The following is a 23,010-nucleotide window of genomic DNA, read 5'->3' as shown; positions in this document are numbered from 1 at the left end:
AGCTCCCGTGCTTGTAGATGATTCGGTGCCTATCCCCAGGCAAACGTCGATGCTGCGCAACTTCGCAACCTGGCCACCAATTCCCTAAACCGAGTCAGCTCGCGAGACCAGGCCGATGGAGACGATCTCTTTCACGAGCCCGAACACTCAGCCGAAAAACGTCGAGCCCTCCAGCCCCCTCCCGAGGCCACCGTACGTGACCACCACCCCATGAAAGGGGTACTACAAGAGATACAAGCCGGGATAGGCTTTACAGCTGTGCCAGTCATCACGAATGCCTACCGTTGCGACAGCTGTGGGTGGGACTACCTGCCAGAGGAGCATAGTGGGGTCGAACTGGACGACCAGCCTGAGGGATGGACGTGCCTGAACTGCGGTGCCAACCGTGATCATTTTCAGATATTAGTCCCGCCAACAAATGACGTTGCTGAAGCGGCCGAAGACGATGCGGAGTCTGCGCAGATGATCGACATACGAAAGCAGCGCGTCGTATACACCAAGTCGACGCAGCCGAATGTGGCTACGCTCCTTGATAATTACAAGGACGGCACGCTCGACCCTCAACCAGACTTCCAACGCTACGAAGTCTGGACACCGCAGAAAAAAAGTAGGTTAATTGAGTCGATTCTGCTAGATCTACCCATCCCGATTATCTATCTGGGGCAGGAGCAGGATGAGACGAAGATCGTCATAGATGGGCAGCAGCGACTTATGGCGATCTTCGATTTCCTGGACAATAAGTATTCTCTAAAAGGATTAGGCCCGCTGAAGGCAACATTGGAGAATTTGCGTTTCAAGGAAATGCCGCAAACGTTGCAACACCGCGTACGGCAATTCCAGTTGTCCACGGTCGAAATACTCAAGGAATCAGACCCGCTAGTAAAGTTTGATCTGTTTGAACGCCTAAATATGGGCGCCACGAGCTTAAACGATCAGGAATTACGCAACTGCATCTATAGGGGGCGGTTCAATGAGTTCCTCAAGGAACTTGCGGCGCTGCCCGAGTTTCGGCGGAACTTTTTAAAGCTCGATGGGCCCCATAAGAGGATGACAGATGTCGAGTTGGTCCTACGTTTTGTTGCATTCTGGGATCAGACCTACCTAAAACACTTAGACAAGCGGACCGGAGAATTCCTTAACAGGCAGATGGAGCGTGGCAGCTATTGGTCCGATAATCAGTATGCGAAAGCCAGAAAGGCGTTCAAAAAGGCTGTGGCATGCACGTGGACCGTTTTTGGCGACAAGGGCTTCAAGCGGTTCGGTGCAGGCGCGGACAAAGAACATCCTAACGGCAAGTGGGAGCGCACCAACAATCGTGCGCTGATGGACGTTCAGCTCTATGGCTTCGCACAGGCTAAGTACACCCAGGGCGTTATTACCTCACGAGCAGACACGATTCGTGAGCGAGCTATCGAATTAATGCTGGAGTCCGAGTTTTCGGATCTAATACGCCACACGATCTCAGAGCAGGCGCGAGTCGAACGGCGTTTCAAGCTATGGCTTGAAATGCTAGACAAGGTACTTAAAGATACTGCCCAAGGTCCTCGGCTATTTAATCGCCAGCTCAAAGAAGAGATGTATAAACGGAATAAGACCTGTGCAAGATGCCACCAGAAAATACAAGATATCGATGACGCGCATCTTGACCACACGATTGCTTATGCGAAAGGTGGAAAGACCATTCCGCCGAACGCTACGTTGCAGCACCGAATCTGTAACCTTCTTAAGGGCGCTGGAGCTTAATTCAACCAGCCAATCCTGGAATACAATCATCTTCGGCTCCAGCGCTGCGAGCTTTCTCAGGTGTTTTTGCGGGATCAATTCGAACGACAGGCATGCAAAGACTCTCGCAGCGGGCCGCGGTGCACACTGCTGACCTTCGGCGGGCGGATCAAAGTTGATCGGAGCTGGTAGACCGCCTGGTAGATGCTTTCGTGCCATAACCACATCGACCGATCCCCGGGATACTTCCGTGGCAGGTGCCGGGCGATCTGCTGCGGGCTCCACCGCTGCGCCAACAGCTCGGCGACCACTTCGCACACCTGTGGATTCTTGTCGATCCGGCGTCGGTGATGGCGGGATCTGCGCATCACCGCCCAGCGGTGGGCTTCAAACGGCCGATAGGTGCCGTCGCGGCGGCTGTTACGGCGCAGCTCCCGGGACACAGTCAATGGATCCCGGCCGATCTTGGCGGCGACGTTACGGATACTCAGACCCGCGCGGCGCAGATCGGCGATCTCGATCCGCTCATCCTCAGATAAATATCGATCACTGATTTGGCGCACAGCCAAACGATCGAGCGCGGGAACGAATCCGACGACCTCGCCACGCCGATAACTCTTGTATCCCCGCGCCCAATTGTTTGCCAACGTGCGCGACACACCGACTTCACGGCCCGCCGCCGAGACGGACCAACCACGGGAGCTCCATAAACCTCTGACGCTTGGCCGACTGCGGCCGACGGCCCGGCCCCTTCTTCACACGTCGAGATGACGACAACACAACCTCCAGACCCTAGAGAAGTGTTGCGACAGAACCTAGAAACCACCCCAGCGTGAACATGCGCATTCGACTGATTGACGGCAAGGAGCTGACGAAACTGATGGTTCGCTACAACGTTGGTGTGCAGGTGCGTGAAACTTTCGACTTGAAGCAAATTGACGAAGACATCTTCGAGGGCTAACAACAGATCAACGGCATCGGCAAGGACGGTCGTCTCCGGTGTGTCCGCGTAAACGCGCTGTATAGCGACTCCTGGGTCTGGCGAAGACTGACGTTGTGTCGGTGCCGCCAACTAGGGTGGCGACCTGGGAGCGGCGGCGGCCGGCCGTCAGCCGTATTCACCGGTGGGCGGGCCTATCCCGAGCATGCCTGGCGATTGGAGTGAGTGCAGTGGCGGATCGCTTGCTCACGCCGTCGAAGATCACGGCGTGGCTGGAGTGCGCGCATTTTCTCACGCTGAGGAACCGCGTCGATGACGGCCTGCTGGCGGAACCTGATCCGAAGTATGGGTCATTCGCCGGCTTGCTCGTCGCCAAAGGGAACCAGCACGAGCGTGAGTGTCTGGCCGAGTATGCCCGGCAGGGCAAGTCGATCCGCGAGATTCCCGCCAGAGAGCAAGGCGAACCATTCACGGACTGGGTTGCTCGCGTCGGGAACCCGTTCGATGCGGGCTGGGATGTCATCTACCAGATGCCGTTCGTCCATGACGGTATGCGCGGGATCGCCGACTTCGTCGTGCGCGTCGAGGACCCGGAGACCGGAGCGGTGTCCTACGAGCCGGTCGACGCCAAGCTCACCCGTGTCGAGGCCAAGCCGGGACACGTTCTACAGCTGTGCTTCTACGCCGAGGCCATCGAGGCGCTCACCGGTGTGCGGCCGCGCCGGATGCATCTGTGGCTGGGCTCGGGGCGAGTTGAAGCCCTGACCGTCGACGAGTTCAGCCCGTACTGGCGTCGGCTGCGCGGCCAGCTCGCCCGCGCCTTGGCCGCCGGGCCGGTGGCGGGCACGGTTCCCGAGCCCTGTCCGCACTGCACTTTGTGCGAATTCTTCGAGCTGTGCACCACACAGTGGCGCGACGAGGACTCCCTGGTCTATGTCGCGGGCATCCGCCAACCGGAGCGGGCGGTGCTCAATGACGGGGGTGTCTCGACCCTGGCCCAGCTGGCGGCCCACCGGGGGCCACTGGACGGGATCCGCCCGGAACGGTTGGTCCGGCTTGTCGACCAGGCTTCGCTTCAGGTTGAGGCTCGGTCGCGGGGCGCGGGCGCGCCGCCGTATACCGTGATCGAAGCCGGCGATGACCCAGAGTGGGGTCACGGATGGGAGCTGTTGCCGGCGCCCGATGCGGGCGATGTGTTCCTCGACTTCGAAGGCCATCCGTTCTGGCGACCCGACGCCGGGCTGTTCTTTTTGTTCGGTCTGCTTGAGCGCGACCCCGATGATCGGTGGCGCTACCGCGCCTGGTGGGCCCATGATCTCGACCAGGAAGCAGCCGCCGTGACGGAGTTGATCGACTTTTTGGATACGCGCCGTGCCGCCTGCCCAGACGCTCATGCCTATCACTACAACCACACCGAGCGCTCGGCCCTCGAGCGGCTGACCGCCACCCACGGTGTGCGAGAGGTCGAACTGAACCGGTTGGTGGAGACCGGGTTTTTCGTTGACCTGTTCGCGGTGGCGCGCAACGCCATACGGGTCGGTGTCGAATCCTACGGCCTGAAGTGCCTGGAACGGTTGACCACTTTTCAGCGCGGCCACGACATCGACCAGGGCGCCGGCGCGGTGGTCGAGTACGAACGATTCATGGCCGATCAGAACCTGGCCGCGCTTGAGCGCATCGCGTCCTACAACGAGGACGATGTGCGGGCCGCTCAGGCGCTGCGCGATTGGTTGATCGAACACCGTCCCGCCGGGACGCCTTGGCGCGCAGCGCAGCTGGAGGCAGACCCGGGTATCCCGGAATTGGACGAGCAGGTCACCCGGCTTCATGCCTTCGGTCCAGATACCGCCGAGCACCTGCTGGGCGATGTGCTGGGCTATTGGCTTCGGGAGTGGCGCGCGTACATCGCCCCCAAGATGGCCAAATGTCAAGCAGACCCGATGACGCTGTTCGACGACGGTGACGTGCTGTCCGGGCTTTACTCCGCCGAGTTGGTCGAGCGAATCGGTAAGCGGGGCAAGCCGATCCTTCCAGTCATGCGCTTCACATTTCCCGCCCAGGTCGCTGACGGCTTTCCCAGCCAGGGCGGCCAGGTGGTGTACCTGACGCCCGACGGGATCAAGCGCTACGCCACCATCGCCGGACTTGACCGCGACACTGGTCAGCTCGACCTAGTCTGGAACGACGGCTGTCAGCAGTCAGGTTATGTGCCGAGCGTCGTCGTCGTGCATGACTGGGTTGACACCAAACCCAAGGCGAGGGCTTTGTCGGAGTTCGCCGCCCGCCTGGTGGACCACGGCGGGCCGGCGCCTAACGCGGTGACGGCTGCGTTGTTGCGCTGCGAACTCCCCAGATTCACACCCGGCGGCGGGCCAGCCGACGGCACCTTCAGCGACGACCTGGCCGAGATGACCGGGTGGGTAACTCAACTGGACCACAGTTATGTGGCGATCCAGGGGCCTCCCGGCGCCGGCAAGACCTACTCGGCGGCGCATCTGGTGCACACCTTGATCACCGCCGGCCAGCGGGTCGGGATCACGGCGATGAGCCACGCGGCCATCGACCATCTCCTCGCATGGATCGTCAAAGTCTTCGGCGACGCGGGTATGAGGGAGCGGCTGTGCGCGGTGCGCAAACCCGGATCAGAGCCCGGTAGCGCGCTGCCCGGCGTCATCTATGTGGACAACAACAAGCGGTGCGCGCGAGGCGAATTCAATTTAGTCGCTGGCACGACCTGGTTGTTTGCCTCCCCGGACATGCGCGCAGCCCCTGTTGATGTGCTGCTCGTCGACGAATCCGGTCAGCTGGCGCTGGCCGATGCACTGGCCGCTTCCTGCTCGGCGCGCAACCTGATCCTGCTCGGCGACCCGCTGCAGCTTCCCCAGGTCGTCCAGGCCGACCATCCCGGTGGCGGTGGCCGAAGCGCGCTCGAGCACGTCCTCGGCGACGACGTCACCTTGCCCCCACACCGGGGAGTTTTTCTGTCGCAGACCTGGCGTATGCACGACGACGTGTGCTCTTTCATCTCCGAGCAGATCTACGGGGGGCGCCTGATCAGCCATCCCAGCTGCGCGCAGCAGACCACCGTACTGGGAACCGGGCTGCGCTGGCTTGCGGCCAACCACCGCGGCAACAGCACCCGATCACCGGAGGAAGCCGATCTGATCGCCGCCGAAATCGGGCGGCTGATCGGAACCCCGTGGACCAACCAGAAGGGTGAAGAAAAACCTTTGACGGCAGTCGATTTCATGGTGGTCGCGCCCTACAACGACCAGGTTCGCTGCATTCGTGACCGGCTCGCCCGGGACGCGCACACCGCGGGGGTACCCGTGGGCACCGTGGACAAGTTCCAAGGACAGGAAGCCGCTGTGGTGTTCTTCAGCATGGCCACCTCAACCGGCGAGGACATGACGCGCGGTGCCGATTTCCTGTTCTCCCGCAACCGGCTCAACGTCGCGATCAGCCGCGCACGCTGCTTGGCCTATCTGGTGTGCACCGAGGAATTGCTCAACACCCGCGCCCGCACCGTTGACGACATGCGGCTGATCGCGACACTCAACGCGTTCGTCGAGCGGGCACCGCGGCTGCGGTGACTGTCTTATGAGGTTGTCCGAATAAATGGCAGCGCATGCGACTTACGGCAGCGCCGAAAACGCGAAGACCCGCGGCATTGCCTGCACCCGACGCGCTAGATCGACAACCGGCACCCGCTACTTATCGCCGGGGCGGCGCTAGCGTGTCGGTGGCCAGCGCTTAGATGCAGCAGTCATGGTCATCGAGGTTGAGGTAGCAACGCTTCGCGGGGGCCTGGAGTGCCGTGGACACGGCTGATCGCAACCTCATGGACGAGGGTTCCGCCCTGCTTACTCACCGGCCGACTGTGCGAGATCAGGTCCTTCAACACATTGTCGGACGTTTCACCGCCGGGCCGCGTTCGGTGCCGGTCGGCCCGCTACGTTCGGCCCGGGCGAGCCCGCCGACAGTCTTGTGGTTGAGTTCACACGCCAGCACCTCGGGCCGGCGAACCATTGTCTTACGTTCTTGCCGTATCTGTCGTACGCCGTTGCAGCCGTCTGGGACACATCTGTACAATTTATTCGTACCACTATAGTACGGAATGATCGTACAACATCATGGAGTGTCCGACGTGAGCATCAGCGCAAGTGAAGCCCGCCAACGCCTGTTTCCTCTGCTGGAGCAAGTCAACACCGATCACGAGCCCGTGCGCATCACCTCCCGGGCCGGAGACGCGGTGCTGATGTCGGCCGACGACTACGACTCGTGGCAAGAGACGGTGTATCTGTTGCGCTCACCAGAAAACGCCCGGCGGTTGATGGAAGCCGTCGCCCGCGACAAATCCGGACACCCGGTACACAGCACATCGATAAACGAGCTGAGGGAGATGGCCGGCGGCCAGCAGTGAGAAGCATCTGCTTCGACCCGGACGCCTGGGAGGACTTCCTGTTCTGGCTGGCCTCCGACCGTAAAACCGCCCGCCGCGTCGTCCGCCTCATCGCCGAGATCCAACAGGATCCGTTCACCGGGATCGGCAAACCCCAACCGCTGAAAGGAGAACTGTCCGGATACTGGTCGCGCCGCATCGACGACCAACACCGGCTGGTCTACCGGGCAGACGACACAGAAGTCAAAGTGCTCAAGGCGCGATACCACTACTAACTGTTCCACTGCGATTGATTGTCCTTACCGCTACCCGACTGCCGCCGGGTTGATCAGCGGCGGTGAGTGGTCCGAGACACCGGCCGCGTCGCAGCTCGCTCTCGTCGGGGGATCCGGCACTTACCGGAAAGCTGCATGCTCACTTCGCCTGTGGTAGCAGGGAAGCTACGACACCGCAGAGTTGCTCGATTTCCACTACGGAGGGCTGCATTTCGTAGGCGTGCACGTGACAGGCGGTGCTGAGCCGGTTCCAGGCGAATGCCGCGGTGTCCCCCACCTCCGAAGAATCAAGTGTGCGCAAAATGAGCAGCTTGCTGCGGGTGGTCGCGTTGGGTGCTGTCACGCCGAGAGCGATGCAGCGCTGGTTGACGATGTGTTCTAATGCCTGGCGAGCGAGGAAGGCTGCGATGCGCGCCGACAACCCGCCGATATCAGCCCGGGTGAGGACGCGCTGGGCATGTCCCAGCAGTTCAACGGCAATCACTTGAGCGCCAACACTTCGCGGACGGTTTTCTCCAGATCACGCACGTCCTCGATGGTGATCGCCTGGGCCGCGCCGTGGACTCCCGCGTTGGCGATCCAAAGCGCACGATCGCGTGCCCGGTTGCCATCACGCCATGAAGTCAAGTCTGCCGAAGCGTCGCCGTGGACAGCGAGCGCTAGCCGGCTCGCCGTCTTCTTCGCTTTGGCCCACTGCGCTTCGGATTCGATCCGGGGATGTCCTGCCACGCTTTGCCGCCGGTAAAAGGTTTGTTTGGCGGCCGATTCGAGCGCCAGCCGGAACAGCCCGGGCGCGGCCCGCCGTTTGACCTCGTCGGGCATGTTCTCGTCCTTGACTAGCGCGAACGCATCGTCGACCGCGCGCAGGGCGGGATTGACGTTGTCGCGCAGGCAAATCCGCGAACCCGCCTCGCGCACGACTTCGATCATTCTGGCGTCGACACCGGTTTCCCGGATCACCGAGGCCAGCCGATCGTCATGGGAGAACACCACGACCTGACGCGTCTTGGCGAGCTCGGAGAGCAGTTGGACGAATCCATCGATCTTGGCCGGATCCATGGCCTGGATCGGGTCGTCGAGCACGATGAACCGAAACGGGCTCGCGGCAGCGGTGGCCCGGGGAATGAACAACGCCAGCGCGAGGGCATGCAGCTCGCCTTGGCTCATCACCGACAGCGCTTTGGTGGGCTGGCCATCCACAAAGCCGCCCAAGACGGCGCGCCGCCGGGTGGCTGTGCCCTCCAACGTGATATCGCCCAAATCCACGTTGCTTTCCTGCCGGAGCAGACTCCAGATCCAGCGCGCTTGAGCGGCAATGGGTTGGAGCCGCTCATTACGGAACTTGCCGGCATGATCGCTCATCCATTTCTTGGCGGCGGTCATGGTCTTGACAGTCGCGTCGTGGCTTCTCGCCTCCGCCTCGAGCTGGATCCAGCCACCGAGTTGAGCGGCCAACGGCGCCCATGCGTCTTGCCGTTGCGCATGGGCCTCGGAGGCTTGGGCGCGCAGCGCCTCCGCCGCAGCGATGGCACCGCCAACGGCGGTCTCCAGGTGGGCAGCCAACCCGCTCTCATCAGGCGGGACCTGTTGGGCGGTGGCCCGCGCCGCGGCGTAGGTGGCTAGCGCCGGAAGCTCGACGCCCTCGACGGCGGCCACAGCCGGTAATCGTTGACTGAGACTCGCGGCAGCGGATCGCGCTGCCTTCAATTGCGCCGTATGCAAACGGTATTCAGCAAGAAAGTTCTGGGTTTCGGCGATGGTGTCACGGACCTGGGCCGCCCACTCGGCATCAAGGCGGCCCTCCCCGCACACCGGGCAGTCGACGTCGCCGGCATGGTCGTGGTAGTCCAGTGCGGCCTGCAGCAGCTCGGCGCGTTGCTGGGTCAGCTCGGCTACGTCCGCGGCGGACCCGGCCGCGGCCCGGGCGGCCGCTCGAAGCTCTTCGGCGATGGTCTGGATCTCCTCGCGAGTTGGGACTGTGAGGTTCGCCAGCGCCCGCAGCTGCGGGATCGTCTGCAGGTGTGGGTCGTCGGCTCCGGTGGCCAGCGCGCGCAGCTCGTCGAGCGATGCCCCTCTTTTCTTGCCCAGCAGAGTCGCTGCGCGCACAGCCCGCTCATCGGTGGAATCCGCCAGCAAAGCCTGTAACCGCTTACGCTCGCTGTCGGCTTTCTCGCGAGTGGCCTTGGTGTCCTTAAGGCGCGCCGCCAGCCACTTTTCGGCGTCGGCGAGCAGCTCCAGCCCCAGCACTTTGGCCAGTGCGTCATACAGCGCAGCGGGGCCGCCGTCGAAAAGCCGGCCCAGCTCTTCGTAGGAGAGCACCGGGCGGTAGAGCTCTAGCGCACTCGCCCACCCGAGCCGCTCGGTGCCCTCGACTCGCTTGTCACCGACGGTTTGAGTCCATGACGTGCTATCCGTCAGCGCGGCCTCGGGCGACCATGTGATCCCGATAGCGAACGGTTTGGCTCCGTCTCGAGTGAAACCGATCTGGATTTCGCAGGGATTGGGCTGGTGCAGGTTTCGCCATGCCTCGGCCCACAGCGTCTCCTTTTGGTGCCAGCGGAAGCTGGTGCCGGTCAGCGCGAGCTCCAGCGCTTCGACGAAACTCGACTTGCCGGAGCCGTTGCGGCCGCTGACCACCATCAGACCCGGCGCCGGGTAGAGGTCAAGAGATGTTCTGGAGCCGATCCCACGAAAACCGGCGACGGTGATGCTCGCCAGGTACGTGGCGGGCGCACCCATCTGTTGCGGGGTGCCCCCGCCGCCGGTGACCTCCGCCAGCGCCTCCAACACCGCCTCTCTGACCTCGGCATCTAGGCCTGGATCAGAATCCAGCAGATCCAAAATGATGTTCTGAATCGACCGCTCCGCTAAATCACCGGAGCCGGGCGCCGCGATGATTTCGGTTGTCATGGGCACGATTCAACAACGACACACCGGCCTCCGCGGACACTTGACTGGTTCGCGGTCGCCGACATGCCGGACGGTGAGGGTCCGCTGGCGGTGACAACCGTTCGCAGGCGCCGGCGATTCCCGGCCTGGGCCCGACGCATCAGGCCACCGTCATCTGCTGCGCGGGCGGCGGCGCCGAAGGGGGCGGGGCATCCTGCAGGCGCGGGTCCAGCGATGGGCAGTACGCCACGACTGCGGCTGCGAGGATCATCGACGCCTCATGCAGTGTGTAGCCGGCGTTCATCAGTTTGGTCACGGTGATTCGCCAGTTGTTGCCCATCGCCATGTCCTGACAGGCGCCGATACCCAGTGCGCGCATCGCGGGGGGATTCCAAACCACCATCCCAAGGCTGTGCAGGGTCGAGTAGTAGAGGTAATCCTGCGCTGGATCGGCGTGCGCGGGCCCGGCAAGCCCGAGCCCGATTGCCGTCGCGGCGATGGCAAGCACTGACCTTAGCGGCCACCGTATTCGGGGAGTCATCATCTCGGCGTCACTTCCTGTCTTTGCGTGGTGCCAGCGCGGACTGGCCGCGTCGGCACCCGACTGGTGGTTAGCCGAGAGAAGCTACAAGCGCCCACCGACAAATCCGTGAGTGCACTGTCGGCGCAGTTGTCAAGTCGACACGCCGCAGGCAATGAGACGGCGGCAGATGGTTGGACGGCCCCCATCGGCACTACCAGGTCATGGGGGCGGTGTGATCGACGCTCGTACGATTGGACCGACGTCAGCGAGCTCGTTGGGAGGCTCTGGTGACAGAAGACCCGGTGATAAGGGAATTGTCTGCGGCGGTGGAACGCAGCCCTGATGCCATCGAACTGCGCCTGCACCTGGCCGGACTGTTGGCCGATCGCGGCCGCTATGCCGAAGCGCTCGGGCATTGCAGCGCGGTGCTGGCCCGAGATGCCGGCCACGCTGGGGCGCTCGCTCTGGTGCAACGGTGCAGCGCGGCGCTGGCCGCCACCCCCGGGGTGGAGAGCGCGGGCGGCGGCGCACCTTCGGCGAAGGAAGACTTCGATTGGTCCGCTGCCGAAAGCGAGGTTGCCGACATTATCCAACCGGCATTCATCGAGGAACCGGCTGATGTGGTGGGCCAAGACGACTACGACGTGGTGGAGCCCAGCCGTGTGCGGCTGGCGGACATCGCAGGCATGGCCGACGTGAAAAGACAACTGCAGCTTGCCCTGCTGGGCCCACTTCGCAACCCCGAGTTGATGAAGGCCTACAAGATTTCGGCTCGCGGCGGGCTGCTGCTTTACGGTCCTCCGGGATGCGGCAAGACCTACATCGCGAAAGCGGTCTCGGGCGAGATCGGAGCGAGTTTCTACCAGGTGGGCATCGCCGATGTGCTGCATCGCTGGCTCGGCGAAAGCGAGCGCAGTATCCGGTCGGTGTTCGACAATGCCCGTCGAAATGCCCCGTGCGTGTTGTTTTTCGACGAAGTAGACGCGTTGGGGCACCGGCGTTCGGCGTTGAGCGGCACCTCGGGCCTGCGGACAATCGTCAACTGTTTGCTCGAGGAAATGGACTCGGCGGGCGCAGCCAACGACGGGGTGTACGTGCTGGGCGCCACCAACGCGCCGTGGGACGTCGACCCGGCGATGCGGCGGCCCGGCCGATTTGACCGGATGATCTTCGTAGGCCTTCCCGACGCCGAAGCCAGGTCCGCGATCGTGCGTTTGCACCTGCAGGACCGGCCGGTGTCAGGAATTGACCTCAAGTCCATTGCGGCGCGCACCGAAGGGTTTTCCGGAGCAGACCTGGCGCACATGTGCCAGACCGCAACACAATTGGCCATGGCCGACTCAATGAGCACAGGGCAGGTTCGTCCGGTGAGAATGGACGATATCCACGCTGCACTCGTGCAAATCCGGCCAAGTGCTGGGCCATGGTTCGAAACCGCCCGCAACGTCGTCGAATTCGCCAACGATGACGGCAGCTACGACGAGTTGGCACGGTATATGCGGGGCAGGAAGTTTCGGTGACTTCTGGTTCGGTCACCGACGACAACGCCGAGGCCGCGCTCGACGTTGCCCGGCGCTATATCGATGTGGGCAACTACGGGCGTGCCGCAGATCTGCTGCGAACGGCTTTGTCGCAGCACCCCGACGATGCCGCGCTGTTGGCACAGTACGCCAGGGCTGAATTGCTCCTCGACAACTACGATGCGGCAGCGCATAGCGCGTATGCCGCGCTATCCCGTTGTCCCCAAGATGCGTTCGCGATGCGGATTTATGCGCTGGCGCTTGAAGGGCAGGGCAGACTCCCCGAGGCATTGTTCATGGCGTCGCGCACGGTGGCGGATCACCCACACGACGCGTATGCCCACCTCGTGTACGCAAGGATGCTCTGCACCGCCCGTCAATTGAATTACGCGCTGGTCGCGGTGAACGAAGCCCTACGGCTAGAACCGACTTACGTGTCCGCACTTGTCTTGCGCGGCTACATCCTGCACGGCCTTGGCCAACTCCGCGAATCCACCGCGGCGTACCGGCAGGCGCTGTCGCTGGAGCCAGGTAACGCCGAAGCGCTCCACAACATTGCCGTCAACAAGCTGAGCCGCGGTAAGTTCGGACGTGCGTTGCGTGGGTTCCTCGGCGCCGCAGCCTTAGACCCGGCGATGGGGGATCTGGCCCGCAGGAATATCGGCGCGGCTCTCGCCAAGATTTTCAAACGTATAACGGTGCTCGCGGTGTTCCTCGGCATCCCTGTCGCGATGGTCGGCGAGATGCACAGCACCGGCGAGTCGACGGCGGGGCCCCGGCTGGTCGCAGGTTTGGTCACGACAGCGCTGATTGTGAGTCTGGCCTGGGTGCTTCGTGTCATACCGCGGCGGGTGCTGGTTTCTGTGTTGCGACAGCGCGCATTCGTAGCAGCCCGGCTCGTTCACGCGCTACTGGGAGTCGGCGCCGGGGCTTGGGCCACCATCATTGGCGGTTCGGCCTGGATGATCGTGGCCGGCGTCGCGTTGGTGGTGGCGGGTTTGCTGTTGATCCGGATCGGGTGGATGATCGGCGCCTGACCTGCCGGTGGTTCAAGGCGGCTGTCGATGCCGGACGCCAGATTGGCATGACCGCGTGACCAACGGGTGCGCTGTTTATGCTGAACCCGTGGTGACGGCGCGCGGCCCGGATCCAACGGCACCGCTGTGGCGTGCGGCGCAGGCGTTTCGCCTGCTGAGTTGGCTGTACGCCCTGGGTTTTCAGATCGCGGTCAATTCCGATTTGCAGCGGCCCGGGCTGGCGTGGCTGCTGTTCGCTTTGCTGACTGGCTGGAGCGTGGTCTGTGCCGTCGTCTACCTGAACGGGTTTGGCGCTCGGGCACGGTGGGTGCTCGCCGAAATCGCGGTTGTCGTCCTGCTCATGTGGTCGAACAAGATCGTCGCCTCCCCGCACTGGGCTGCCGAGAACCAGACCTGGCCGACGACGCTGTGGGCCAGCAACCCGACCATTTCAGCAGCGCTGCAGTTTGGTCCTGCCACGGGCATGCTGACCGGATTGGCTGTGATAGCCACCAATTTCGCGGTCAAGCAATACGTCAGTCTGAACCTCGGACACAACGCCACCCTGATTATCGAGGTGGCTCTCGGCCTAGCCGTCGGGATGGCCGCCCAGACTGCGCGGCGCGCCCACGATCAACTACAGCATGCAGCCCGCTTGAGCGCTGCGGTCGAAGAACGGGAGCGGTTGTCGCGACACGTCCATGACGGCGTTATCCAAGTACTGGCGCTGGTTGCCAAGCGTGGACGCGAAATCGGGGGTGCCACAGCCGAACTAGCTGAGTTAGCCAGCGAGCAGGAGCGCGCGCTGCGACGGTTGGTAAGCTCCGCCGAGTTCAGCCTGGATCGCAGTGCCGCGACGGTTGATCTGCGCACACTGCTTAGCCGCAGGGAGAACGACCGGGTGTCGATGAGCCTGCCCGCGACTGCGGTGATGGTTGACCAGCATGTGGCCGCGGAACTAGACGCGGCGGTGGCCAACGCGCTCGACAATGTGCGTGCGCACGCCGGTCCCGATGCCCGGGCCTTCGTCGTTGTGGAAGATCTGGGAGATGCTGTAACGGTCAGCATTCGCGACGACGGCGTCGGCATTGCACCGGGAAGACTGGAGGAAGCGGCCCGGCAGGGGCACATTGGTATCTCGAAATCAATTGTAGGAAGGATAGTTTCGTTGGGCGGCAGCGCACGACTGCATACAGAGGTCGGCGAAGGCACCGAATGGGAGCTCAGCGTTCCGCGCCGGGATGGCCGCCATGGGTGACGACATGTCACCGACGGTGATGGTGGTCGATGACCACCCAATCTGGCGAGATGCCGTTGCCCGCGACCTCGCCGAGGACGGGTTCACTGTGGTCGCCACCGCCGACGGGGTGGCCGCGGCACGCCGACGTGCCGCGGCGGTGAAGCCCGATGTGGTGCTGATGGACATGCGGCTGGTCGACGGCGATGGCGTGCACGCGACGAGGGACGTGCTCGCGGTTTCGCCGGGCTCCCGAGTGCTGGTGCTGTCGGCCTCCGACGAACGCGACGATGTTTTGCAGGCCGTCAAGGCAGGTGCGACCGGATACCTGGTGAAAAGCGCGTCGAGACACGAGCTGTGTGAAGCCGTGCGCGCCGCCGCCGCCGGGCGCGCCGTGTTCACGCCCGGTCTGGCCGGGCTGGTCCTGGGTGAATACCGCCGTCTGGCGCGCAGTCCGGAGTCGGGGCGGTCCACCCCAACCCTGACCGCGCGGGAAACCGAGGTGTTGCGCTATGTGGCCAAAGGATTGTCGGCCAAACAGATTGCCGCAAAACTGTCGTTGAGTCATCGGACCGTGGAAAACCACGTCCAGGCGACGTTTCGTAAACTCCAGGTCGCCAATCGGGTGGAATTGACCCGCTACGCGATGGAGCACGGCCTAGACGACTAGCGCCGCATTGGGTAGTGCTACCTATCGGAATTGAGTAGTACTACGCATCTGTATCGATGGCCCGGCCGTCATCGTGGCAGGCATGACTGAATCCAGGCTATGCACTGCCATGCTAACCGCGACCGCATCGCCGGCACCGACTGGCGTGTCTCCGTTGGCCGCTGGCCTCGTGACCACGGTCTATGTGATCGCCATGCGGCTGGCATGCACCCCGCCAATGGGTGACTTCTCGACACCGTTCAGGTGCTGGCCGCGATCGACAGGGTGCTGATCTCGGCGCGAGCCGAAAGCTCTGGATCCCGACAATCCAAAGACCTCCTCTACTGCAAGCACTTCCACCTCCACGACACAGAAAGGCATTCCCTCGCTATGACAACTCTGATGGGTTTTCCGCGTCCGGCCGAGCTGGCTGACCGCACCCCGGCTGATCGTGACCGTGCCATCGACGTTATTCGCATCGCGGCGTTGATCGCCGTGGTGATCGGCCATACGGTGATGGCAATCAGCGTCATCCGGGGCGGCGTTCTCATCTGGGCTAACCTGCTTACCACGTCGGCGGTGTTTCAGGCCCTGACCTGGATCCTGCAGCCAATGCCTCTGTTCTTTTTCGCCGGCACCGCAGCGTGCCTGGGATCCTGGCGGCCTGACACCGACTGGGGTAAGTGGCTAATGGCACGCTGCACCAGATTGTTTCGGCCGGTGTTCTATTATCTCGGGTTCTGGGCGTGCGCGTTGAGCCTGCTGCATCTGCTGCTGGTCGTGTCCCTCCCGCGGTGTAAAAGAATCCGGACGTAGGTTCCCTCGAAGACCGGCAAGTCTGATGGAAGGAGCCCACGTCCGTGTTGAAGAGGGTATCGCCTGTGCAGCGGTTGCAGGCAGAAATTGATGGTGTGTTCGCTGGCGGCGAGGACCTGGCGGGTGCGATCGAGGAAGTAGCCCGGCTCGGCGCCCGATTGCTGCTGCAGACCGCGATCGAGGCCGAGGTGAGCGAGTTCCTCGGCCGGGACCGCTACCAGCGAGCCGCGAGCTGCGACGACGCCCGCGCTGGGATGCGCAACGGATATTGCCCGACCACGGTGAAGACCACCGCGGGACCGGTAACGCTGGCCCGGCCGAAGGTGCGCGGCACCACCGAGCGGTTCGCCTCCCAGCTGTTCGGCAAGGGAGTGACCAAGACCAACGCCCTGGAGTCGCTGGTGATCGCCGGGTTCGTGCGCGGCCTGTCGGTCCGCGACGTGGAGGCCACTTTGGTCGAGGCGCTCGGCGAGGCCGCCGCGGTGTCGAAGTCGACGGTGTCGCGGATCTGCGAGGACATCAAGACTCAGTTCGAACAATGGAGCGCCCGCCGCCTCGACGACGTCGAGCTGGATTACCTGTTCCTCGACGGCAGCCACTTCAAATATCACGCAAACGCCGCGGCCGAGCCGGTGCTGGCCGCCTGGGGCATCGACACCGACGGCAAGCCCGTGTTCGTCGGGCTGGACGCGGCATCCTCGGAGTCCGGCGACGCGTGGGAAGGGTTCCTGTCCGGGCTCGGCGAGCGTGGGCTGGCGTGTCCGCTGCTGGTGATCAGCGACGGCGCGCCCGGGTTGATCGGTGCGGTCGAGCGCACGATGGGCACGGCGTTGCGGCAGCGCTGCCTAATTCATCGCGCCCGCAACATCATTGCCAAGGTGGCTAAAAATGCGCAGGCCGACGTCAAAGCCGATTACTGGGCGATCTTCGACCTGCCTGAGGACGTCGAACCCGGCATCGAGGCGGTCAAACTCGCCCAGAACAGGATCGACGTGTTCGCCAAGCGCTGGCGCGACTCTTACCCGGCGGCGGTGCGGGCCCTGCTCGCTGACCGTGAATCGCTGACGGTCTATCTGCGGTTTCCGCGCGAGCATTGGACCCGCGTGCGGCATTCGAACTTCATCGAGCGCACCTTCGGCGAGACCCGCCGCCGGGTCAAGGTCATCGGCAGGCTGCCCGGCGAGTACTCCTGCCTCAAACTGGTGTGGGCGGTGCTCGACCGCGCCTCGGCCGGATGGCGCGGATTCACCATGACCCCGGCCGGCCTGCGGCTGCTGGCCGACCTACGCAGATCGCTGCATGACCCACCAACCGAACTGCCGCAAAGGAATTCGGAAACAAACCCCGAAACCGGCATGGTCCCAAGTGAACCTGCCAGCGCCACCGCATAGGATCATGAACGCAAGCGAGCGGGACCTACGCCAGGCCACTTTTACACCGCTCCTGGGACGCCACCCTGCTGCTGCCCCAGCACGTCTATGAGCCAATCGCTGGCGTCAGCATTCAGGCCTTGTGGTTTCTCGGCGCCTACGTGTTGGTGTTGGCCGCGATGCCGGCGCTCTACCGGATCACCACTCCCGGCCGGCTTGCCGCGGGTATCGGCATTGTGTACGGCGCGATTGCGGTCATTGACACGATCCGGCTAACTTGGCCTGCCGCGGCGCCGCTGGGCTATCTCAACCTCGCGGTCTGGCTTATCCCGGCAATGTTTGGCGTCGCCTACCGCCGCCGGTTGCTCGGCGGCCGGACCGCCCTGGCGACGGCGGCGGTGATGTTGACCGCCAACGTCGTACTGGTGCGGTGGGGGCCGTATGAGCCGAGCATGGTCGGCACCGGCGACCATCACCTGTCCAACACCAGCCCGCCGTCATTGCTGTTGGCCGGGCACGCCGTCATCCTGAGCGCCTTAGCAATCTGCCTCGCTCCGGCGATTGCCCGATGGGCGCAACGGCCACGAGTGTGGTGGTGGACCGCCATCGGCAACTCGGGAGCGATGACGCTGTACCTCTGGCACATGCCGGTGTTGCTGTTTATGCACCTGCTCTTCGACGACCTCGGCTACCCCCGCTACCCGGGCCACCAACATTTCGCCGCGATCAGCCTGCTGCAGCTGCTCATGATGGTCGCCGTGATGGCAGTCCTGTTCGTACCGCTGCGCTCGTTGGAGAACAACCCCTTACCCGGCTGGGATGGCCCACTCGCGGTGATGCCGGGCCGGCGAAGCGTGGTGGTCGGTGCACTGCTCATGCTTGCCGGGACGGCAATCCTGGCCGCGATCAGATGGGGCCTGAAAGACGACGGCCTGATTTGCCTGGCCGTGATGCTGGCCGCGCTCGCGGCTGCTCGAGCATTGGCCAGTTTGACTGGCTCTCAGAATAATTCACGCAAATGACAGCAAGAGCCGATATCACGTAGGGTTGCCGATCAAGGTGACCGCTAGAAAGGCGCAATCCCGCCGTGACAGCCAAGGCGGCGGTGGTAAAGGAGTTGTTTGCCATGGGAACACCCGCCGATCGGCGCAAATCGGTTTGGTGGTCATCCAGGAATCGCCCCTCCACGTGGGAGAGAATCTTGTTCGTTGGCCACTATGCGGAGATGGATCTGCCATGCCGATGATCGACCTGACGTTCGTGCGTGGTTCCCTGGACCGCCGCGCTCTCACCGCGTTGACTGACGAGCTCGTCACCGTGCTGCTGCGTGCCGAACGCGCTCCGGACACGCCCTTCTTGCGCGACAACACCATCGTTCACCTGCATGCCCTCGAGCCGGCCGCACAGCTGGTGGGTGGCCGCGAACCCGGCGCACCTCGGTTCCGAGTCGATATGACGGTATTCGAGGGTGCGCTGTCGCGAGAACGCAAGGAACAGCTCGCCGCCGACGTGCACTCGGCGGTCTGCGCGGCGGCGGGAATCGACCCCGAGGGTCCGCGCGCGCTTCACGTCTGGACGCTGATCCACGAAGTGCCCGAAGGCAATTGGGCCAGCGGCGGCAAAATCGTCTACCGCCAGCAGGTCAAGGGCTTTGCCGCAGACGACGCACCCTGATCAGGCTGTCGATCTGCCCTGGTATTAATCCAGGCAGGATTATTGTTCCCATGGTGTCAGCGCTCAACACGGCGGCCTGCGCAAGCACCCGCTGCGGCGGGTGCTTGCGCGTGGTGTTTTACCGTGCAGGGTCGGTAGGTCCGCGGGTTTACGGGTCGTCCGGTCGAGCAGTTCGCGAATGCTCAATGCCACCCACGCCTTAGTCCGTCACCACGCATTGGTTGTTGTGCAGTGACGCCGTGGTCGGGGCCAACCGTTTGTTTGCGACAATGGTGTACCGGTCAGGACGAAACTTCGCCGTCATACGGGCATACGTCAGGTGCGACGCCGGCCACATCGCGGTGACCTTTCCTTCCTCGTTGGTGTACCAACCGGGGCAGTTATCGGTGAAAACGGTTCTGTCCAGCTGTTTTTGGAGCCACACATGAAACTTTTGATAAGTGTCAGCGCTGACATCGAGCCACTTGACGTCATGGGAATCCTTGTACTCCAAGGCTTGGCGGATGTATCGGGCTTGGCGCTCGAGCATGAACACGATCGTGTTGGTGATGCTGTTGGTGTTGGGCCCGAAAAGCATGAACATGTTGGGAAAGTTGGGTGCACTGATACCGAGGTAGGCCTCGGCCCCGTGGCGCCATTGCTCATGTAGGTCGATGCCGTCACGACCGATGACTTTGATGGGGCTGAGGAATTCGCTTGCTCGAAACCCGGTACACCAGATCACCACTTCGGCGTCGATGCTGCGGCCGTCCGCAGTGACGACACCCGTCGGTGTTACCCGTTGCACCGCCGAGCCGACCAAGTGGACGTCCTCGCGGCCGAGCGTTGGATACCAGTCGTTAGACAACAGCAGCCGGTTGCAGAGCAGTCGATAGTGGGGTGTCGCCGCAGCAATCTCCTCGGGATCGCTCATGTGGCGCTTGATGTTTCGGATAAACCACCATTGGTAGAACTTGCGGATCGGCTCCGCGGGCCGGGTGACGAGTGGATAGCGTGACTCGTAGGCGAGAAACAGCACGACGTGATGCAGGGTGCGCAGCAGTCCGGAACGCTTCATCAGCGTCGTCTGCAATCTGCCGGGCCTGCGCCGGCTTTTCCACATCACCCAGTTGGGCGACCGCTGCACCACGGTCAAATCAGCGGTGATGTCCGCGATTGCTGGCACGATCTGGATCGCGCTAGCACCGCTACCTACCACCACCACCTTCTTGTCGGTCAGATCGACGTCGTGACGCCATTGCGCGGAGTGGAAAGAATCGCCAGCGAAGGTATCGATGCCCTCCACGTCGGGCAGGCGTGGCCGACTGAGCTGACCGGTGGCCATGATGATTGCCTCCACCTGCGCCTGTTCTCCCGTATTGGTGGTCACCAGCCAGTGTCCAGTCGACTCGTCAAACACCGCCGATGTGACTTCGGTATTAAACCGGATGTGGTCAATAATCCCGAACTCGTGTGCGACTTCGTCGAGATACCGGTGGATTTCCTCTTGCTTGCCGAAAAGCCTCGACCAATCGGGCTTAAGAGCGAAAGAGAAGGAATAAATCGGCGAGGGCACATCACATTCAGCGCCAGGATAGGTGTTTTCGCGCCACACGCCGCCGACCGAATCCGCCCTCTCGAAAATCGTGAAATTATCAAATCCCGATCGCTTGAGTTCGATTGCAGCGGCGAGGCCGCCGAATCCACACCCGACAATCGCGATGCGGGTCCGTCGTCTTTTCACGAAACCACCAGCAGTTCGCCGTAGCCCTTCTCCGCAAGGTAAGCGCGGTACCTGGCGAACGCAGGGTCAAGCGCTGGCAAAAGGTTCATCATCTTCGCCACCTGCCCGGCAACTTTGATTTTGCGTTTGGTGATCGCGGTAGTGATTTTGAGTTTGCCCATCCAGAACAAGTGCCCGTCGTCGGCCTTCATGGTTAGCTGAACGTCGGGCTTGACATCGGAAAGACCCTCCGTGATCTGGATCGGATCTTGGGTGCAATCGACGAGGATCGATGCGTCCGGATCTATGTAGTTGATTCGAAAAACCGTCTTGGATTGGACGAACTTGGGTCCCAGCTGTGGGTCGGCCGCCATGTCTCGCATGAATCCGGTGAACACGTCATACAGCTGTTCGGCGGAACTGAAGAATGCCAAAGATTTAGCTCCTTTAAATCAGGTGAGTTGCTGTTAGTGGTCAAAATTCATGTAGTGACCGTGCGGTGTCCATCCAATCTGGAACGGAAGTTCAATGCGCGCAATGGGCCCGCTAGCGAAATCTTCTGTATCGAAAATCTGATATTCAGAGGTATTTTCCATAAAATGTGAGATTGGTACAATAAGGTAGCCGTCACCTTCTGCCGAGTCCACGGAGCGAGGAGCAAATGTGGGTTCAAACAACACCGCCGATTGCTCTGTGGTATCGATCGTAAAACTTTCCTCGGCGCCGGTGTGTACATTTCGCCGCATTACGGTGTCGAGCGACCACAAGTTCTCGCCAGCGGTGAGGAAGCCCCATTGGTAGTTCTTGCCATAGAAGCGCTCATCGACTTTGGGGAATTCGACCGCGCGGTCGTCGAGGCGTTCACTCTTGATCTTCCCGCTGGTTAAATCGATAGTCCAACGTCCAGTTACACCGGACCCGAACGGCACGAAATCCACGCCGAATTCGACTTGGTCTTCGAAGGGAAAGGGTGGTCGGTCAAAGATCGGCCCATCGAGAATCAGCATGTCGCCGACGTGGTTAGCCGACATCGTGTGCATAATATATTCTTCGTTGAAATCGGCGGTGATCCATTTAATAGGAGCATTGATGTCGTTACGTGGAATAAGCGCCAGCATGGTGGGCAGGCTCGGATCCCAGCCGAACACTGACAGCCCCCGATCGATACGGTCCTGACCCACAATGAACGGCTGGAATGGCAGCACGACATAGTTTTCGGTCAGCCACATGTCGTGTGCGTTTTGGGCGTAAGGAGCATCGTCGATGTCGCGGGATTCCACGTGGCCGTCCGGGTGGACCCAATGCAGCGTCACGTAGGGTTCGGTATCGCGGTATGCCCAGCCGTACAGGATGCCGGTTTCGGTGTCCCACTTGGGATGAGCGGTGAACGCGTTATCGCCATAGCATGCTGGAGGGGTCATCCCAGGGGAGAGCTTGGTAGACCACGGCACGATGCCGCGGGTGTCAAGGGTGATCGGGTCAATTGCGATTGGCGGAATTCCTTGCTCGCCGGATCCCAGGATTTCCCCGGCGAACGGGAACACGTTGACGATCGGGCTACCGCCGGGCACGCCTTCGGTGTATTGATTGGTAATCACCCGGCCCAACCCATAACCGCGCCAGTCGGTGTACACACCGTCGGTCCACTCAAATAACCCGACGCCGTGCTTGTCCTCTAGCAGGTATTTAGGGGTCCTGACCCACTTGTTGGTGAAGTCGGCCTTGCCGTCGTGGAAGACCAATCCTTGCACCATCGCGTCGGTGGCCGCGAAGCCATTGAAGCCTTGCCGGGTGGGGCGTTTCCACGTGGGGCCGATCCGGTAGAACCCGCCGTGCAACTCACGGGGAATCTGCCCCTCCGCGACCACGCAATCTTCCACGCGGGCCTCGAAGCGCATCGGCTTTAGCGGACCGAACAGACGAATGTCGTCGGGAATCGCGGTGACCATCGACCCACCCTCCTGGTGTCTGGCTGGGATCATCGTTACTCTAAGCGGCCCCGCCTCCGCTTGTCAAATATTCGTATTCGAATGAAGAGTTATCGACGCAAAAATGAATTACGACTAATAGCAGCTAAGTGTTGCAGACTTTTCCTCGATGTTCCATGACGGCTATGCCTGCGAGCAGTGTCTCGGCCACGGGGTCTGGACGGCGCCAATCTGCGCGCACGCGCGGAGCTACACGCTCAGGCAGCGGGAAGGTCGGCGATGGGGGGCAGGCCAGCCCGCGGGCGACGTAGGCGTTGAAGGCCGCGCAGTGCCGATAGACTATTTCG

General features: G+C 62.4%; 18 protein-coding genes and 2 pseudogenes. 13 read left to right on the top strand and 7 right to left on the bottom strand.

Translation table 11 applies throughout. The features are described 5' to 3' along the window. Positions 1-258 precede the first annotated feature (258 nt). The gene (locus MHEC_RS20420) at positions 259-1,743 is read left to right on the top strand and encodes a GmrSD restriction endonuclease domain-containing protein (RefSeq protein ID WP_160315061.1); all 1,485 of its coding nucleotides are present in this window, start codon (positions 259-261) and stop codon (positions 1,741-1,743) included. A gap of 74 nt (positions 1,744-1,817) precedes the next feature. Here the strand turns inward: MHEC_RS20420 and MHEC_RS20415 are convergent, their stop codons facing one another. Further along, the gene (locus MHEC_RS20415) at positions 1,818-2,285 is read right to left on the bottom strand and encodes a transposase (protein WP_435870349.1); all 468 of its coding nucleotides are present in this window, start codon (positions 2,283-2,285) and stop codon (positions 1,818-1,820) included. A gap of 275 nt (positions 2,286-2,560) precedes the next feature. On the opposite strand from MHEC_RS20415, the gene MHEC_RS24745 reads away from it, so the two are divergent. The 4 genes from MHEC_RS24745 (at position 2,561) to MHEC_RS20400 (ending at position 7,339) form a co-directional block, all read left to right on the top strand. Continuing rightward, positions 2,561-2,683, top strand: coding sequence for a hypothetical protein (locus MHEC_RS24745; protein ID WP_264016531.1), 123 nt, complete (start codon positions 2,561-2,563; stop codon positions 2,681-2,683). A 209-nt stretch (positions 2,684-2,892) separates the two neighbouring features. Beyond that, a complete protein-coding gene (locus MHEC_RS20410; RefSeq protein ID WP_048892797.1) occupies positions 2,893-6,255 on the top strand; it encodes a TM0106 family RecB-like putative nuclease in 3,363 nt (1,120 codons plus the stop codon). A gap of 554 nt (positions 6,256-6,809) precedes the next feature. Further along, positions 6,810-7,085, top strand: coding sequence for a type II toxin-antitoxin system Phd/YefM family antitoxin (locus MHEC_RS20405; protein ID WP_048892820.1), 276 nt, complete (start codon positions 6,810-6,812; stop codon positions 7,083-7,085). Continuing rightward, the gene (locus tag MHEC_RS20400; protein ID WP_048892796.1) at positions 7,082-7,339 is read left to right on the top strand and encodes a Txe/YoeB family addiction module toxin; all 258 of its coding nucleotides are present in this window, start codon (positions 7,082-7,084) and stop codon (positions 7,337-7,339) included. Before MHEC_RS20405 ends, MHEC_RS20400 begins: the two co-directional genes overlap by 4 nt. Before the next feature lie 139 nt (positions 7,340-7,478). Here the strand turns inward: MHEC_RS20400 and MHEC_RS20395 are convergent, their stop codons facing one another. The 3 genes from MHEC_RS20395 to MHEC_RS20385 all read right to left on the bottom strand — a co-directional run bounded on the left by MHEC_RS20395 (position 7,479) and on the right by MHEC_RS20385 (position 10,736). Further along, positions 7,479-7,823 carry a hypothetical protein gene (locus tag MHEC_RS20395; RefSeq protein ID WP_048892795.1) on the bottom strand — a complete coding sequence of 115 codons (345 nt, stop codon included), beginning with the start codon at positions 7,821-7,823 and terminating at the stop codon, positions 7,479-7,481. Continuing rightward, positions 7,820-10,249, bottom strand: a complete 2,430-nt coding sequence (locus tag MHEC_RS20390) for an AAA family ATPase (RefSeq protein ID WP_048892794.1) — start codon at positions 10,247-10,249, stop codon at positions 7,820-7,822. The genes MHEC_RS20395 and MHEC_RS20390 overlap by 4 nt, the downstream gene beginning before the upstream one ends. 139 nt (positions 10,250-10,388) lie before the next feature. Beyond that, positions 10,389-10,736, bottom strand: a complete 348-nt coding sequence (locus tag MHEC_RS20385) for a DUF732 domain-containing protein (RefSeq protein ID WP_048892793.1) — start codon at positions 10,734-10,736, stop codon at positions 10,389-10,391. Positions 10,737-11,038: 302 nt separating this feature from the next. Here MHEC_RS20385 and MHEC_RS20380 point away from each other — a divergent pair, with 302 nt between their 5' ends. The 8 genes and pseudogenes from MHEC_RS20380 (at position 11,039) to MHEC_RS20345 (ending at position 19,033) form a co-directional block, all read left to right on the top strand. Continuing rightward, entirely contained in the window at positions 11,039-12,271 is a 1,233-nt protein-coding gene (locus tag MHEC_RS20380; RefSeq protein WP_048892792.1) for an AAA family ATPase, read from the top strand. Further along, a complete protein-coding gene (locus MHEC_RS20375) occupies positions 12,268-13,308 on the top strand; it encodes a tetratricopeptide repeat protein (protein WP_048892791.1) in 1,041 nt (346 codons plus the stop codon). The genes MHEC_RS20380 and MHEC_RS20375 overlap by 4 nt, the downstream gene beginning before the upstream one ends. A gap of 91 nt (positions 13,309-13,399) precedes the next feature. After that, positions 13,400-14,545, top strand: a complete 1,146-nt coding sequence (gene macS / locus MHEC_RS20370) for a MacS family sensor histidine kinase (protein WP_048892819.1) — start codon at positions 13,400-13,402, stop codon at positions 14,543-14,545. Beyond that, positions 14,538-15,194, top strand: a complete 657-nt coding sequence (locus MHEC_RS20365) for a response regulator (protein ID WP_048892818.1) — start codon at positions 14,538-14,540, stop codon at positions 15,192-15,194. The genes macS and MHEC_RS20365 overlap by 8 nt, the downstream gene beginning before the upstream one ends. Positions 15,195-15,563: 369 nt before the next feature. Further along, positions 15,564-15,950: pseudogene (locus MHEC_RS20360) on the top strand (acyltransferase family protein); the annotation flags it as partial. An 83-nt stretch (positions 15,951-16,033) separates the two neighbouring features. Continuing rightward, entirely contained in the window at positions 16,034-17,380 is a 1,347-nt protein-coding gene (locus MHEC_RS20355) for an IS256 family transposase (protein ID WP_081235376.1), read from the top strand. Positions 17,381-17,445: 65 nt separating this feature from the next. Beyond that, positions 17,446-18,381 (top strand): annotated as a pseudogene (locus tag MHEC_RS20350) (acyltransferase family protein); the annotation flags it as partial. Between the two features lie 214 nt (positions 18,382-18,595). Further along, positions 18,596-19,033 carry a tautomerase family protein gene (locus MHEC_RS20345; protein ID WP_048890344.1) on the top strand — a complete coding sequence of 146 codons (438 nt, stop codon included), beginning with the start codon at positions 18,596-18,598 and terminating at the stop codon, positions 19,031-19,033. Between the two features lie 199 nt (positions 19,034-19,232). Here the strand turns inward: MHEC_RS20345 and MHEC_RS20340 are convergent, their stop codons facing one another. From MHEC_RS20340 to MHEC_RS20330, 3 genes are read right to left on the bottom strand one after another with little or no spacing between them, the layout of a single operon-like run. Beyond that, on the bottom strand, positions 19,233-20,756 hold the full coding sequence (locus MHEC_RS20340; protein ID WP_071700385.1) for a flavin-containing monooxygenase: 1,524 nt from the start codon (positions 20,754-20,756) through the stop codon (positions 19,233-19,235). Then, complete coding sequence (locus MHEC_RS20335; protein ID WP_048890343.1) at positions 20,753-21,169, bottom strand: SCP2 sterol-binding domain-containing protein; 417 nt, start codon at positions 21,167-21,169, stop codon at positions 20,753-20,755. Before MHEC_RS20335 ends, MHEC_RS20340 begins: the two co-directional genes overlap by 4 nt. 33 nt (positions 21,170-21,202) lie before the next feature. Then, complete coding sequence (locus MHEC_RS20330; RefSeq protein ID WP_048890342.1) at positions 21,203-22,684, bottom strand: carotenoid oxygenase family protein; 1,482 nt, start codon at positions 22,682-22,684, stop codon at positions 21,203-21,205. Positions 22,685-23,010: the final 326 nt, after the last annotated feature.

The organism is Mycobacterium heckeshornense (genome assembly GCF_016592155.1).
GTDB classification, from domain to species: domain Bacteria; phylum Actinomycetota; class Actinomycetes; order Mycobacteriales; family Mycobacteriaceae; genus Mycobacterium; species Mycobacterium heckeshornense.
Note: the sequence above shows the minus strand (reverse complement) of the source record. Positions and strands in the feature narration are given on the sequence as shown.